This is a genomic window from Nitrospira sp., assembly GCA_029194665.1.
In the GTDB taxonomy this organism is placed as follows: domain Bacteria; phylum Nitrospirota; class Nitrospiria; order Nitrospirales; family Nitrospiraceae; genus Nitrospira_D.
Genome location: JARFXO010000005.1, coordinates 1 through 13,573, shown reverse-complemented (window position 1 = coordinate 13,573; position 13,573 = coordinate 1). Strand labels below are relative to the sequence as shown.

Here is a 13,573-nt window from a genome sequence, read left to right as displayed (position 1 = left end):
TCGCAGCGGCGAGAATGCAATCGTGCAACACGTCAACTTGACTTGCCGTTCAGCCCTTTGTTAGCATTCCGTCGCGGGGTGGAGCAGCCTGGTAGCTCGTTGGGCTCATAACCCAAAGGTCAGAGGTTCAAATCCTCTCCCCGCAACCAACTCCCATCGTTTTTTCTTCTCTTCTCAAACAGCTATCATTACAACGCGGACCCCCGCGCCACAGCTACAGATTTGTCTATTCAAGACACACGACACAAAATAAGGAGGGGCTGGCCCGGATCGGAAGGCAAAGGGTGCGTCCTTTCCCTGTGACGCTTCTCCGGGGGAATATCGAGGCCGCGCGAACCGGGGAGAAAGCCAATTCATCGGGAGCGACCCGTGCGGCCTCGGTCGGAAACGTTACCTGAACGCCGGAGAAAGAGAAAGGGGGTGAGTTGATGCTCACCCGGTCCCCGTTGGAGTCAATGTGACTTCGCGACCTGGACTTGATGTCCCGGAGAAGAGCAAAGAGTCAATGAACAAGGGGCAAGGGGTTAGGGCTCAATGTCCTGGACGAGACGAAAACCAAGGAGGCCGTTTTCCTGCTCGTGGGCCTCGAACCCCCACCGATTCGAAGCATGCAGATTGGTCTGCTTGATGCAAAAAATGCCCGTAAGGGTAACCCCACCACGGACTACCCGCCCTTTGAGCATCATGTTGCTATATGGACTTGAGCACCACTCGAACACATTTCCCACCATGTCATAGCAACCATAGGGGCTGACCCCGTTGGGGTACTGCGTGACTGGCGTGGTCACACTACGGAAAAAGCTAGACATAGCACCAAAGTAGCTCATGGACCTATGGTTGCATTTTCCTTCGTCGAATTCCTCTCCCCAAGGGAACTTGCGCCCATCCGTCCCTCGTGCCGCCTTTTCCCACTCTTGCTCGGTGGGGAGGCGCTTGCCGGCCCATGTGGCATAGGCATCCGCCTCGTAGTAGCTCACTCCCACCATGGGATGATCGGGCTTGTTCCATTTTGCGTCATTCCAGTATAGCGGACCTGTGATGTTATTTTCGGTCTTCCACTTCCACCCTTCCGGTGACCAGTGCTGAGGATTTTTATAGACACCCGCTGCAATGAAGGCTGCGTACTTTTCATTGGTCACGGGAAATTTGTCGATCCAATAGTCATGACCAATCGTCTCACGAGTTTTCTGCTCACCATACAAAAATGGCCCTTTCGGCACCTTTACCATGTCAGAAGGTAGCTGTTCTGGGGGCTGCATGCCTGTCGGGGACGATAATGATTCCCCTGGTCGAGGTGGGCCGAGTGTGCTTTCCAAATCCCTGAGGAATCGCTTGAATTCGAGCGAGGGATCCCTGAAGTTCCATCCAGCTAGCTTCGCAGCCTGAATGGTTCTGAAACCTAGTGGTTGTTTTACATCATCTATTAGTATGGGGTGTAGAATGTCACGATCGCGCCCCTCATCCGCCTCTTCCTGCACCCATTTCGATTCAATTGAGGTCTTTGACCACACCACCACAACACATCGCGCGTCGCGCAACCCCTGCTCAAGGATTTCTCGCCATGTCTTGCCAGATGGGATCGTGCGATCCCAAAAGACTGACCAGCCTTGGGCTTCAAGTGCCTCCGCCAGTGATCGGACCCGGTCATGATCCTCATTGGCGTAACTGATGAAGATGTCACTCATGTTGTTCTTTAGAAACAGGCTCTACTTGTCACGACTCTCGCGACGCGAGTGTATCCCTACACCACCATTCGGTCAATCCGTTGGAACTCCAGGGGGGGCGTTTGAGAAGTTCAACAGGTTCCTACTCAGTTCCTAGCATTGCAGCTCACGCCGTTAGGGCGATTTTCACCGTGCGACAAAATCGTGACCGAATCGCCTCCCCGCAACCAACTCTCATCTTCTTACCTCTTCTCGACCACTTCAATTGAACATCAACCCCTGCAAGTGAACCAACGGACTCGTCCGTTCGAAACCCGTCACGCCAAAAAGTAGAGGGCTGGCTCGGATATCCGAACCAGCCCTCTAACTGCTGCCCCTGGGAGTAGGGCTACAGATCCTACAGTCTTTAGTACCCTAGTACCCCGCCCCCTTGGCGTTGGGATTCACCTGGCTGGGGAACGGATCCAGGATGCTCTTCGGCGCGTTGTTCCAGATCACGTCCGCCAGATTCGACATCCGGCTCACGATCTGCGCCGCCGCGCCCCCGGCCGCCCCGAACAACCCACACCAAGAGACGTCGGTGCCGCCACAATGCCGACGGAATTCCTAATCGGCGGAACACTGTATTCGAAAGTATTACCCACTCACGCAGGAGGTTAGAGCGAAGAACGCAATTGGGACGGTGATAATTGCAGCAACTCTCTGGTAGCGATATCAAGCAGTCACGAGTGCTTCTCTCCGTTGCTCGATATGCTTCCTGACTTTCACTGACAAAGCTTGTTCGGCAAGCCGCAGCTCATAGGTCTTCTGCAGATTCATCCAGAATTCCGCCGTGGTGTTGAAGAACGTGGCCAGACGCACTGCGGTATCCCCGGTGATGCCACGCTGCCCTTTAATAATTGCCGTAATTCGATTCGCCGGCACGTCGAGGGCCTTGGCTAGTGTGTTGGCATTAATCGGCGAATCTGATGGCTTCATGAACTCTTCCAGCAAAATTTCACCTGGATGAATTGGTCGCATGCCGTTTCTTGTCATGATGTGCTCTCCCTCAGTGATAGTCGGTGATCTCCACCTCGTGGGGACCATCAGCCATCCACACAAAGCAAATTCTCCACTGATCGTTAATTCGAATACTGTGTTGTCCGAACCGATCCCCCGTCAATTTTTCAAGTCGATTTCCTGCCGGTGAGAGGAGATCTTTCAGATCGGCCGCGTTGTCGAGCACCGTGAGTTTCCTCTCGGCCACCTTTCTAAAACTGGAAAACTCCTTCACGGTCTTTCCGGCGAAGAACTGTTCTGTCGTCTTGTCGCGAAAACCACGAATCACCCGACCCACCCTATCATGATTTTATGCTTTACGTACAGCGTATGCGCTAAAATTCCGCCAAAGAGCGTCGCAAAGGATGGAATTCATAGAAGTCATTGCACCAGATAGAAAGTTGCACGGTCATCGATTAACTTGTAAAAGCGAAAACCCGGACGAAAGATCAGGTATTCAGAAACTCTTTCTGACAGTCTCATAACCCAAAGGTCAGAGGTTCAAATCCTCTCCCCGCAACCACTTCTCGACTTTTCCATGCAAACTTGACTGGTCCCGTAAAAGACGCCTCTTGAGGCTTCCGTGAGTATGTGTCGATCGAGCGAGGGACCTGTCCTCGCATTTAGGGAGAGCGTCAACTTGGAAGCAGATTGCACCAAGGAGAATGCGCGATAGAGGTGTACGCCCCTCTTTGAGGGTATGGATTTAATGCTTACTCTACCGATAGAAACGTGATGCCCAATTACGCGCACTAGGACCGTACCGAGTGGTGCATCTTTTGGAGTCAGTGATACCTTAGAGACTAAGGGCAGCACGATGGAACACGTTGTCCAGCCAAGAGAAATCACTACCCTTCGAGGCAAGCTACGGGATACCTGGCTCGCCGATCAATACCGAAGCGTGAAGCGTCGGGTCATGCGTCGGGCGGAAGGCGAGGCCTTCCTGTTGCGAAGCTATTCTCGGATCCATGGCAAACCTCTCAACTTGACGAATCCCCAGACTTTCACGGAGAAGCTGTTTTGGCGCATGATCACCTGGAATCGAGGTGACATGCCCCCTCGGTTTACTCGGCTGGCGGATAAGTATGCGGTACGAGCTCATGTAACAAGCACGGTTGGTGAGAGGTATCTAACCAAGCTTTTATGGCATGGGAATGACCCCCGTGCGATCCCGTTTGAGCTGCTGCCGGCCGAGTACGTGATCAAGCCGAGCCACGCCGCCGGACAAGTGATCATTGTCAAGGGACATGCGGACCGAGATGAGATCGTCAGGACAGTCTCGGGCTGGTTGGCTAGCAATTATTATTGGCATGGACGCGAGTATCAGTACTACGGCATTAAACCCCGTATTGTAATTGAGGAATGTCTGAAAGATCAGGATGGTAATCCACCGCTAGACTATAAGTTCTACTGTTTCAATGGCGTACCTGATCAGATTATCGTCCGCAATCATACGCACGACATTCACCCGATCTTCGATACCTCATGGAATTTACTGGACCTTGTTGTCTCAAACTGTACAGTGCGGCCGTTGATGCCAAAGCCAGTCAATCTCGATGAGATGCTTACACTTGCCGCGAAGCTGTCGGCCGGGTTCGGGTTCGTCCGCGTGGATTTATACAACGTCAAGGGGCATGTCTATTTTGGAGAGCTCACCTTTACTCCTGCAGGAGGAATCATAAAATATACTCCTGAAAGCTGGGACTTGAAGCATGGGAAGGAATGGGAACTGTCATTAGATGTGAAACCAGAACTTGACATGACGGATAGCAGCCTCACATTCACGGAAAGTGGGCGAGGACTCTGACGATAGGACTGAAGATCCTCGGATCAAATTTGCAGTATTGGAACTGTCAAAGCAATAGACGTTCATTCTCGATTCTAAACATAGGCAGGACGTGGTCATGCAACAAGATTCCCATCACACTCCGCTCAGTGGGGACGAGGCCATCCCCAACAGCGATACGCGCCTGTGGAACCCCCTGTCGGTCGATCCAGTGGCAGATAGGTTCTCGAGCTACGCGGCTTTCGAGGGGACAGCGGTTACTAGACCGCTTGCACCTGAGCTACCGGTCGACGCCGAGCTCGTCAATGCTCATGACCAGCTCAGACAACAGATCTTGGGCCAGTTCTACCCGTGTACTGGTGCCATTTCTGCATTTAACCAAAGGAGCTATCGCTTCGGATTATACCCGGAACTTGCCAGTGATAGCGCGGTGCGCGCCGTCTGCCATGATCTGTATTGCTTTTTGCGTGAATTCCCATCCGTCGATAACCATTTTATTACTTTCATTTCAATGTTTCGTGGGCCATTGATCGAATCGGAACAACACTTTGAGGATTTGCTGTGGACTCAGCTTCAGGCCATGCACTCCGTTGACTCCGAGTTCTTCGCCTGGGACTCCACGGTGGTTGACGACCCTGCCAGCCACCACTTTTCATACAGCATCGGCGGTCGAGCTATGTACGTCATTGGAATGCACCCCAAAGCCTCGCGTCTCGCACGAACCCGTCCATACCCGACCATGGTGTTCAACCTCCACCAACAATTTGAACGCTTACGCGCGCTCGGAAAGTTTGAAACCATAAAGCAAACCATTCGGGCTCGCGAGATGGTAAACCAGGGTTCGATCAACCCAATGCTGACCAGCTTTGGCGAAAATTCTGAAGCACGTCAATATTCCGGCCGGGCCGTTCCAGGTGATTGGTCTTGCCCTTTCCGCTCTCATAGGAATGACACAACGTGACTGTTTCTGCCACCATCCGCATCCCGCCACAGAGTGGTCGCTCGTTTAAGATCAAGCAGGGTCAAGTATTACGGGTCATCGACCCTTTCGGCGAGCAAGTCTCCGACCTTTTTGCGTTCAACGAGCACGATCATGATTGCCGGCTTTCTTCAGGTCGTTCGCTGGACTATGCGGGCCGAATCTATCTGACAACAGGCGACATTCTCTATGCAAACAACAGCAAACCCATGTTCACTATTGCTGAGGACACCGTCGGCCTACACGATTTCCTGCTGACGCCATGCAGCCAGGAGATGTTTGAGATCCTTTACGAGCACAAAGGCCATCATCCGAGCTGTTTTGAGAATCTCCTTCTTTGCCTGAGGGAGCACGGCATCTCAGAAGCTGAGATCTCTACAACGTTCAATATCTTCATGAACGTTAAGATCGACCCCCAAGGGAAATTAACTGTCGGCGTACCACTGTCAAGAGCTGGTGACCATATCGACCTGCGAGCCGAAATGGATATGATATGTGGACTAACAGCCTGTTCCGCTGAAGGGTCAAACAACGGTCAGTTCAAGCCGATCAACTTTTCGATCCTGGGTTGATGCGACATAGACTGTTCACTCTCCTAACCTCAAGACCTTCCAATGCTGCGACCATAGAAGCGATTGACAGGAAGTGAGTACCTAAGGATTGACAGGATCAAACACCGACACGCCATTACGCATAAATGACAACTAGACCGGCGTTTCGGACCAGCTTCTAGCCCTTCGGATCAATCTTTTCCCAACCTTCTCGACCTCTAGCCTCTGCTCATCTTTCGGCAGAACAATAATTTCCAAGGTCTTTTGCCAGGGCGGTTTCAAGGTCCAAGTGCAACGGGTGAATGATGGCGCAGGTGCGCATACAGCTCCAGTGGCGTGGCAAAGTTGAGACATTTTCGTGGGCGCGTGTTCAGGCGATGGGCAATGGCGTTCAGCTCCCGTTGGGTGTAGGTCGAGAGGTCCGTCCCCTTGGGCAGGTACTGGCGCAGCATGCCATTCGTGTTCTCGTTGGTGCCACGTTGCCAGGGACAATGAGGATCGGCGAAGAAGACGCGGATCGCGAGTCGTTGAGCCAAGCGTTCGTGCTCGGCCATCTCTTTGCCTCGATCGTACGTCAGGGTTTTGTACAGCGCGGCGGGCACGTGCCGGAGCTTCTTCGTGAAACCCTGACGGGCACTTGCCGCATCTGTCCCCTTCATCCGGGCCAGGATGACCAGGCGCGTGGTCCGCTCCACCAGTGTGCCGACGGCCGAGCCATTGCGGGCCCCCTTGAGAAGATCGCCTTCCCAGTGGCCCTGCACCGTACGGGTGGCCACCTCAGCGGGCCGCTCGGTGAGCGGCGTCATCTTGGGGATTTGGCCCCGTCGATCGGTCCCTCGCGACCGAGGTCGACGCGCCTTGCGCGCCTGCCGCAGGGCTGCCAGCAGTTCGCTCCGCAGGGTCCCACGGGGCAAGACATACAAGCCCGCATAGACGGTCTCGGTCGACAGCTGTTTCGCCATGTCGTCAGGATACGCGCGTCGGAGCCGTCCAGCAATCTGCTCAGGCGAACACCCCTCAGCTAGATACGTCCGCACGTACTGCCACGAGGTTATATTGAAGTCCGTTGAATTTTGAATGAGTGGCTCCTTCTGTGGAATATTCCACGGGAACGAGAACGAAAGGAGCCATCGATGAGACAAGACCCGAGACAACGGAAGCACGCGGTGACGGGTTTGCGGACGATTGCGGGCGAAGGTCGGATGCGGAAACCCTGGTCCGCGTCATCCACTCGGGCAAGCAGGCATTGGACGCGGTGATGCTGGAGATGGGGCGCTTGGTGGCCGAGAGTATCATGCTGATGGAGCGCGAGGAGGTCACGGGGCCGGACTACCATCCGACAGACCCAGATCTCAAGAAGTGGGCGCATGAGGCGGGCTCGATCTATCTCGGCGATCAAAAGGTGTCCGTGACACGCCCCCGGTTGACCCCACTGCTGAAAACGGCGATGCACCGCTTTGTAGTTGGGATAGCACTGGGGGAGGAAATGCCATTGGGCGCCGGTATTGAGGATCCAGAGCACCGCTTCCAAAACCACTCGGGTAGGGACGGGTTTCCGCCCAGGACGGGAATCCGGAACATGTTCTTCGAGAAAATGTTCGCGAATCCGGTCCCATTGGTCATCGCGCAACCGCAGCATGACGGGACTTATAGAGATGAATGTCCGAGCCGTCAACTATTTTGAGATAGGTTCTATGCGTTACGGGACGACCAGTGGGAGCGGGTCAAGGATTTTCCTGCTCGGACGCGAGGGGCATGTTGGCGGGGCGGCCAAGGATAACCGGCTGTTCATTGAAGCGGTGGTATACCGTTACCGCCCCAGGATTGCGTGGCGAGACCCGCCAAAGCGGTTTGGAGATTTCCGAGTCATCCATAGCGTGTCCTTGGGCTGTACAAGCGGGCGTCAAACCCGTGATCCCGCCCAAGTCCAACCGCACGGAACAGCGCGAATACGATCAGGGCAGGTACAAGGCCAGACATTTAATCGAGAGTTTCTTCGCAAAACTCAAGCACGACCGCGCTCTTGCCACCAGATACGGTAAACGCGCCGTCAACTTCCTCGACGCTGTTTATCTCGCCTTCTGGCATATGGCTCAACTGATGACACGCCCTAGAACAACGTATAAATGAACGGAGCAACCGCGGATCCTTGCGTGAAAACGATCAGCGTTCCGAACATCAATAATACCAAGAGGACCGGCAACAGCCAGAACTTCTTGCGCTCTTTCATGAAGGCCCACAATTCGGTCAGAAATTCTCCCATACTTGCTCCTCCTTCGACTAAAGGCATGTACCTCGATTGACGGAACACGCGCTGGGTGTGTAAATGCTTCTGGAGTTCTTTATTCAGCACCCCACGCATCTGAATGAAGAGGCATCGAAAGGTGTGTTATGTAGGACACATACCTTCCTCTCACTAAGCGGAAAGGTCTGCTTGAGCCAACCCTTGTATGACCTCCATGTAGACATCTCTCAAGACAAGAATTTGATACACTTCGGGCGGTTTCTCGTTCGTGCGTTCATAATCACGCAACCCAAGGATAATCATCGCTAGAACTACACACTCAAGATTGATTACGAATGCCTTTGCCGTTCCACGAGCGTCCCCGAGCTGCCTAGTTTTCTGTCATTGAGAGTCTCCACTAAAGCGACATCGACCCTCTGCATTCAAGAGTTGATCAATGCCCGACAATCGCGCACTCTGGTCGTCAATTTTCACGAAGGTCCCTTCCAGTACCTGGCGGTTAATCAGAAACCCGGCTAAACGATTACCTCTGACATTCGGATGACGATCGTGAGCCCAATACAAGTCGCCCTCAGCATGGGCCGTCGAACTTCCACTGCAGTACGCATACCGCCGGAATGCCGGCAATAAGTCAACAAACGCAATGTGTTCTCGTTGAAAGAACTCCGTCAGCCGTTGATTAGGATACTCCCACTGAAGATTGTCTTCCTGTGGTCGCAATGAGTCATAGACCTGAGCAGCCGCTGGGAACATCACGACGAGCATGGTGGCACCTAACGCTTCCACCGCTGAATTCAACTGTCGTAGGTTCTCGAGATGTCCTTCCCAGGCTTGCTCCAGCCAAGGGAATTCGACTACGTCCCGAAAGGCTTCTACCCCAGGAAGCGGAGAGGGCGGTTTTGCAAAGCCGAACCAGGACGCGACGCGCCGTCGAGCTTCAGAATCCTGCAACAGGTTGTACAGGATCGAATGCGCGGCCATCATATCTTTCGCACGGCCGATGAAACCTATAGATTTAGGTTGCGGTTCTAGGGATTTTTTCAACAGTGCCTGTAGGTGCTCATCGGAACGGACTTTGCGACCACCTCTCGTAGGATCGGCCAGTACCGCCTTGCTGACCGCATATCCGTCGATCACCGTTATACTAGGATACAGATAGTCATCAAGGAGATCATTCGTGAAATGCCCGACAATCACCAACCGCGGTCGTCCTGCACGAGCAACGACGTCTTCCAGCTTGTGCAGCTCGGCGCGCGAACCATAGCCTCCGACCCCGCATTTCAGCACTCTCCTACCGAGATGCTGTTCAAGTATTGCTCCCCAGGTTTGCTCAAGCGCAACATATCCCCAGGTAAGGCTATCCCCGAGCAGCAATACATAGCCGTCTTGTGGATCGAATGATCGATCGCGGCAACCCAAACTATTGGAGGAAACCGGAATCGGAGCTCCATACGCATGGATGTAATCGGGAGCCAAGAAACCACCGTCAGAAAAATTTTTAGCAATGTCATAGCCGTTGATTGGGTCTGATACATAGTAGTGCCTAGGTGCCATACCTGTGCGTGGAGGTTTAAAATCGGCAGGGTTCGTATAGCCGACCATGCGCAAGCCTAGCTCGCAAAACAGAATGGCAATAATCATGCTGGTGGCCACAAGAGCCGTATTGCCACATATGTGCATGAGACTTCTCGCCCCTGTACGAATTCTCTCAGTGGCCATTGCATTACTCCAATTCACAAGTATTTCAACACCCGCTTCGATTGCAGTTCACAGGCTCGCCTCAGGCCGATTACGAAAGGACCAGTGATGGCCCGCACCACCGCACGTTTGAGCGTACGGCATCAGGGTTCTTTTGATGGTGCCGCTCGTACGTTCGACCAACCCTGTATGGCTTGGAACAATAGTTCAACGAGCATCGACTCTACAAAGCCATGGAGGCAAGACCACGGTCCAACTGACGCAGGACTGGTATCGCCGATAACCCAAACGATTTCTCCGGGATCCTATTCGGATGTGTGTACTACGTAGTGACCCTAGGCCATATGTCAAAATGGTTATGCCGCTCAAAAGAGTTTCTACAAGGCGCCTGCCTATCGCGTAGGTGCAACATGCGGAGACATTAGCTGTCGTTCTTGGAGCATATGTCCGCCTTTCCTGTTCTTCTAGAATTGGTTTTGCATATGCTGCCGGGGCCGCGGGGCTCTCACAACGCGATAGGTTGTGACTTCCTTGACCATCGCGCGATGCATGGAATCTTTACCCATCAGCCGCATAACAAGCCCCATCGGGGTAATGAGAAGATAATAAATGATTCCGAGGATGATCCTCGTGTTGATCGAGCCGAGAACATGACCGATCTTCATCCAGCCGTAGTGAACCTGTTTCAGACTCTGCGGAACAACCGCACCGAGAACAATGAGCAGACTTGCGAGAATCATCGCCCAAAGGCGAGGCGATTCACTCCGAAACAGGAGAGGCCACAATCCGATCGCGGCAAACACACTCCCAACCAGGAGCCCAAACTGCCGCAAATCTTTCTGGCTAGGTGATTGGTATGATCGATTCATGTTGCCCTCTCCTAGTCTAGCTCGAATTCCTTTTGCCAGTTCGTGTCGTTCGCCAACGGCTTTTGCTGCGATTTGTAGAGGACACAATTCTCCAACACCAACACATCCATTTCGGTGCGCATAAAGCACCGCAACGCATCCTCCGGTGTACACACAATCGGCTCTCCGCGAACATTAAAAGAGGTGTTGACGAGAACGGGACAGCCGGTTTGCGCTTCAAACGATTTGAGCAACCGGTAATACCGCGGATTGGTTGCCTCATGAACGGTTTGAATCCGGGCTGAATAGTCCAAATGGGTGACAGCTGGAATATCGGATCGCGGAACGTTGAGGAGGTCGATCCCCCAGAGGCCGGTCTGTTCGGCCGGCAGCGGTACCCGCCGCTTTTCCTGCACCGGCGCGACCAACAACATATAGGGACTGTCCGTATTCATCTCGAAGAAATCCGATACGCGTTCCCGTACGACCGAAGGGGCAAAGGGGCGGAACGATTCGCGATATTTAATCTTGAGATTCATCACCGACTGCATCTTGGTATTTCGGGCATCCCCGAGGATGCTGCGACCTCCCAACGCTCGCGGACCGAACTCCATCCGCCCCTGCAGCCATCCGACGACCTTGCCCTCAGCAAGATTCTTAGCCACGCGATCAAAGAGCAGCTCGTCGCCGAGGATTTCATACGGAGCATCGACCTTCTTAAGAAACCGTTCGATCTCACCATTGGTATGATTCGGTCCTAGATAACTCCCCTTCATCCGGTCAACGCCCGTCGTGAGCCTCGGCTGATCATCATACCGGTGCCAGGCAGACAGCGCAGCGCCTACCGCTCCACCCGCATCCCCGGCCGCCGGCTGAATCCAGATGCCCTTGAACGGACCCTCTCGTAGAATCCGCCCGTTCCCCACACAATTGAGCGCCACTCCTCCGGCCATGCAGAGGTAGTCGACCCCGGTTTCACGGTGCAGGGTCCTGGTCACACGGAGCATAACTTCCTCCGTTACTTCTTGGATCGAACGGGCCAAGTCCATCTCCCGTTGCGTCAACTTGCTTTCCGGCTTCCGCGGCGGCCCACCGAACACCGCATCGAACTTGCTCCCTGTCATGGTTAGTCCGGTGCAGTAGTTGAAATAGTCCATGTTCAAGCGGAACGTCCCGTCAGGCTTGAGGTCAAGCACTTGATCATAGATCGCTTTGACATATTTGGGTTCGCCATACGGGGCCAAACCCATCACCTTATATTCGCCTGAATTGACCTTGAACCCGGTGTAGTACGTGAAAGCTGAATAGAGGAGCCCCAGGGAATGGGGGAAGGGGATTTCCCACAGCGGGGTGAGAGAGTTACCTTCACCGAGCCACGCCGAAGTCGTGGCCCACTCCCCCACTCCATCCATACAGAGAACCACCGCCTTGTCATACGGCGAGGGATAAAACGCGGAGGCCGCATGCGATTCATGGTGCTCGCCGAACAGCACCTGGGGCAGGTCGGACTTCGTCATCGCCGGAGCGAGCATGAGGAATTCCTTCGTGAGCAGATTGCGGAGAAACAGCTTTTCTTTCAGCCACACCGGCATAGCGGCGACAAACGACTGGAGCCCTTTCGGAGCAAAGGCCAAGTAGGTTTCGAGCAACCGCTCAAATTTCACGAGCGGTTTATCGTAGAAGACGATATACCGGAGCTCCCCCAGAGTGATGCCTCCCTCTTTCAAACAGTAGGCGATGGCATGAGATGGAAAGCCCGGATCGTGCTTCTTTCGCGTAAACCGCTCCTCCTGGGCCGCGGCAACAATCTCGCCGTCACGAATCAGGCACGCCGCACTATCATGGTAGAAAGCCGAAATCCCCAGAATATAACTCACGGCTATCTCCTCTATACCTTGCGGAGCCCTCAGACCCCATCAGCACCTTCGCCCGCTTCCTCGCACGTGGCCTCACCCACCTTCGGCATGCCGCTGCCTAATACAGAACCCAGGCCAGACTCCTTCTTTCTGCCGGAGGGACGCCGGGATACCCGCAGTAACATACAGGGTCATGAGGTCCCCACGCCATCCTCCAGAGGTATAAACAACAGGTGTGGGAATTAGGAAGAGGGCGGTGGCAACCTCGCGGGTGACCAACTCGGCCGGCTGGATCCCGGCACAAAAAGGGAGAGCCACCGCCATGGAGGAGGAGAACACAGGAGTGGGGACCACGTCAAGTCGTGCGCGGTGGAATCATCTGGAAGACTTTGTTCGTGAGCACATCCCGCGATTGATCCAGTCGGTGATGAAACATGGGCTGTATTGGAGCCGCAGTTGCCGCGTCGCAAAGGTATCTGAGGCGGTGTCGCTGAAGCCAACCGTCTGTTTATCAATGCTGTTTTCTGGATTATAAGGACGGGCGCGCCATGGCGCGATCTGCCGCCGGAATATGGCGGGTGGAGCAATACGCACCGCCGTTTCATCCGTTGGCGGGATGCGAACGTGTGGGATAGATTGCTGGAAGTCCTGATCGACACGCCCGATTACGAATGGCTGATGATCAACGCCAGCCATTGTAAGGTGCACCCACATGCCGCAGGAGCCCTCCGGGGCCAATCAGGACATGGGCCGCACAAAAGGGGGCTCAACACCAAGATACATCTGGCCGTGGATGCGCATGGTATGCCGCACAGCGTTCTTGTTACGGAGGGTACCCGAGCAGATTGCACGCAGGCGAGCCGCCTGATGGAAGGCATCGACACCGATCAGCTGGTCGCGGATAAAGG

The 13,573-nt window shown here is 54.1% G+C and carries 12 protein-coding genes, 1 tRNA gene and 2 pseudogenes; 6 read left to right on the top strand and 9 right to left on the bottom strand.

Annotated features, from left to right (window positions below):
* Window positions 1-72 precede the first annotated feature (72 nt).
* Window positions 73-149: transfer RNA gene (locus P0119_16025), tRNA-Met, on the top strand.
* A gap of 375 nt (window positions 150-524) precedes the next feature.
* On the opposite strand, the gene P0119_16020 is transcribed toward P0119_16025, so the two are convergent.
* The 3 genes from P0119_16020 to P0119_16010 form a co-directional block, all read right to left on the bottom strand.
* Window positions 525-1,685, bottom strand: a complete 1,161-nt coding sequence (locus P0119_16020) for an SUMF1/EgtB/PvdO family nonheme iron enzyme (protein MDF0667560.1) — start codon at window positions 1,683-1,685, stop codon at window positions 525-527.
* Window positions 1,686-2,378: 693 nt separating this feature from the next.
* Entirely contained in the window at window positions 2,379-2,699 is a 321-nt protein-coding gene (locus P0119_16015) for a HigA family addiction module antitoxin (protein ID MDF0667559.1), read from the bottom strand.
* Window positions 2,700-2,712: 13 nt separating this feature from the next.
* On the bottom strand, window positions 2,713-3,000 hold the full coding sequence (locus tag P0119_16010) for a type II toxin-antitoxin system RelE/ParE family toxin (GenBank protein ID MDF0667558.1): 288 nt from the start codon (window positions 2,998-3,000) through the stop codon (window positions 2,713-2,715).
* A gap of 519 nt (window positions 3,001-3,519) precedes the next feature.
* Here P0119_16010 and P0119_16005 point away from each other — a divergent pair.
* The 3 genes from P0119_16005 (at window position 3,520) to P0119_15995 (ending at window position 6,039) form a co-directional block, all read left to right on the top strand.
* Window positions 3,520-4,509, top strand: a complete 990-nt coding sequence (locus P0119_16005) for an ATP-grasp fold amidoligase family protein (GenBank protein ID MDF0667557.1) — start codon at window positions 3,520-3,522, stop codon at window positions 4,507-4,509.
* 97 nt (window positions 4,510-4,606) lie between these two features.
* Entirely contained in the window at window positions 4,607-5,449 is an 843-nt protein-coding gene (gene gntA, locus P0119_16000; GenBank protein MDF0667556.1) for a guanitoxin biosynthesis heme-dependent pre-guanitoxin N-hydroxylase GntA, read from the top strand.
* A complete protein-coding gene (locus P0119_15995) occupies window positions 5,446-6,039 on the top strand; it encodes an urea carboxylase-associated family protein (GenBank protein MDF0667555.1) in 594 nt (197 codons plus the stop codon). The genes gntA and P0119_15995 overlap by 4 nt, the downstream gene beginning before the upstream one ends.
* A 257-nt stretch (window positions 6,040-6,296) precedes the next feature.
* Here the strand turns inward: P0119_15995 and P0119_15990 are convergent, their stop codons facing one another.
* Together P0119_15990 and P0119_15985 are read right to left on the bottom strand one after the other, a co-directional pair.
* Window positions 6,297-7,181 carry an IS30 family transposase gene (locus tag P0119_15990; GenBank protein MDF0667554.1) on the bottom strand — a complete coding sequence of 295 codons (885 nt, stop codon included), beginning with the start codon at window positions 7,179-7,181 and terminating at the stop codon, window positions 6,297-6,299.
* Window positions 7,070-7,657 carry a transposase gene (locus tag P0119_15985; protein ID MDF0667553.1) on the bottom strand — a complete coding sequence of 196 codons (588 nt, stop codon included), beginning with the start codon at window positions 7,655-7,657 and terminating at the stop codon, window positions 7,070-7,072. The genes P0119_15990 and P0119_15985 overlap by 112 nt, the downstream gene beginning before the upstream one ends.
* A gap of 48 nt (window positions 7,658-7,705) precedes the next feature.
* Here P0119_15985 and P0119_15980 point away from each other — a divergent pair.
* Window positions 7,706-8,148, top strand: a pseudogene (locus P0119_15980) (transposase).
* Here the strand turns inward: P0119_15980 and P0119_15975 are convergent.
* From P0119_15975 to P0119_15960, 4 genes are all read right to left on the bottom strand, one after another.
* Window positions 8,129-8,281: a DUF5989 family protein gene (locus P0119_15975; protein MDF0667552.1), complete on the bottom strand. Its 153-nt coding sequence runs from the start codon at window positions 8,279-8,281 to the stop codon at window positions 8,129-8,131. The pseudogene P0119_15980 and the gene P0119_15975 overlap by 20 nt on opposite strands.
* A gap of 363 nt (window positions 8,282-8,644) precedes the next feature.
* Entirely contained in the window at window positions 8,645-9,904 is a 1,260-nt protein-coding gene (locus tag P0119_15970) for a GDSL-type esterase/lipase family protein (protein MDF0667551.1), read from the bottom strand.
* Window positions 9,905-10,425: 521 nt separating this feature from the next.
* The gene (locus P0119_15965) at window positions 10,426-10,830 is read right to left on the bottom strand and encodes an SxtJ family membrane protein (GenBank protein MDF0667550.1); all 405 of its coding nucleotides are present in this window, start codon (window positions 10,828-10,830) and stop codon (window positions 10,426-10,428) included.
* An 11-nt stretch (window positions 10,831-10,841) separates the two neighbouring features.
* Window positions 10,842-12,686, bottom strand: coding sequence for a carbamoyltransferase (locus P0119_15960; protein ID MDF0667549.1), 1,845 nt, complete (start codon window positions 12,684-12,686; stop codon window positions 10,842-10,844).
* A gap of 390 nt (window positions 12,687-13,076) precedes the next feature.
* On the opposite strand from P0119_15960, the pseudogene P0119_15955 reads away from it, so the two are divergent.
* Window positions 13,077-13,573 (top strand): annotated as a pseudogene (locus P0119_15955) (IS5 family transposase).

What these genes read in the sequence shown, in the direction of transcription:
- P0119_16020 (MDF0667560.1), bottom strand. Translation starts at nt 1,685, where the DNA reads ATGAGTGACATCTTCATCAGTTACGCCAATGAGGATCATGACCGGGTC.
- P0119_16015 (MDF0667559.1), bottom strand. Translation starts at nt 2,699, where the DNA reads ATGACAAGAAACGGCATGCGACCAATTCATCCAGGTGAAATTTTGCTG.
- P0119_16005 (MDF0667557.1), top strand. Translation starts at nt 3,520, where the DNA reads ATGGAACACGTTGTCCAGCCAAGAGAAATCACTACCCTTCGAGGCAAG.
- gntA (MDF0667556.1), top strand. Translation starts at nt 4,607, where the DNA reads ATGCAACAAGATTCCCATCACACTCCGCTCAGTGGGGACGAGGCCATC.
- P0119_15985 (MDF0667553.1), bottom strand. Translation starts at nt 7,657, where the DNA reads ATGCTGCGGTTGCGCGATGACCAATGGGACCGGATTCGCGAACATTTT.
- P0119_15975 (MDF0667552.1), bottom strand. Translation starts at nt 8,281, where the DNA reads ATGGGAGAATTTCTGACCGAATTGTGGGCCTTCATGAAAGAGCGCAAG.
- P0119_15970 (MDF0667551.1), bottom strand. Translation starts at nt 9,904, where the DNA reads ATGATTATTGCCATTCTGTTTTGCGAGCTAGGCTTGCGCATGGTCGGC.
- P0119_15965 (MDF0667550.1), bottom strand. Translation starts at nt 10,830, where the DNA reads ATGAATCGATCATACCAATCACCTAGCCAGAAAGATTTGCGGCAGTTT.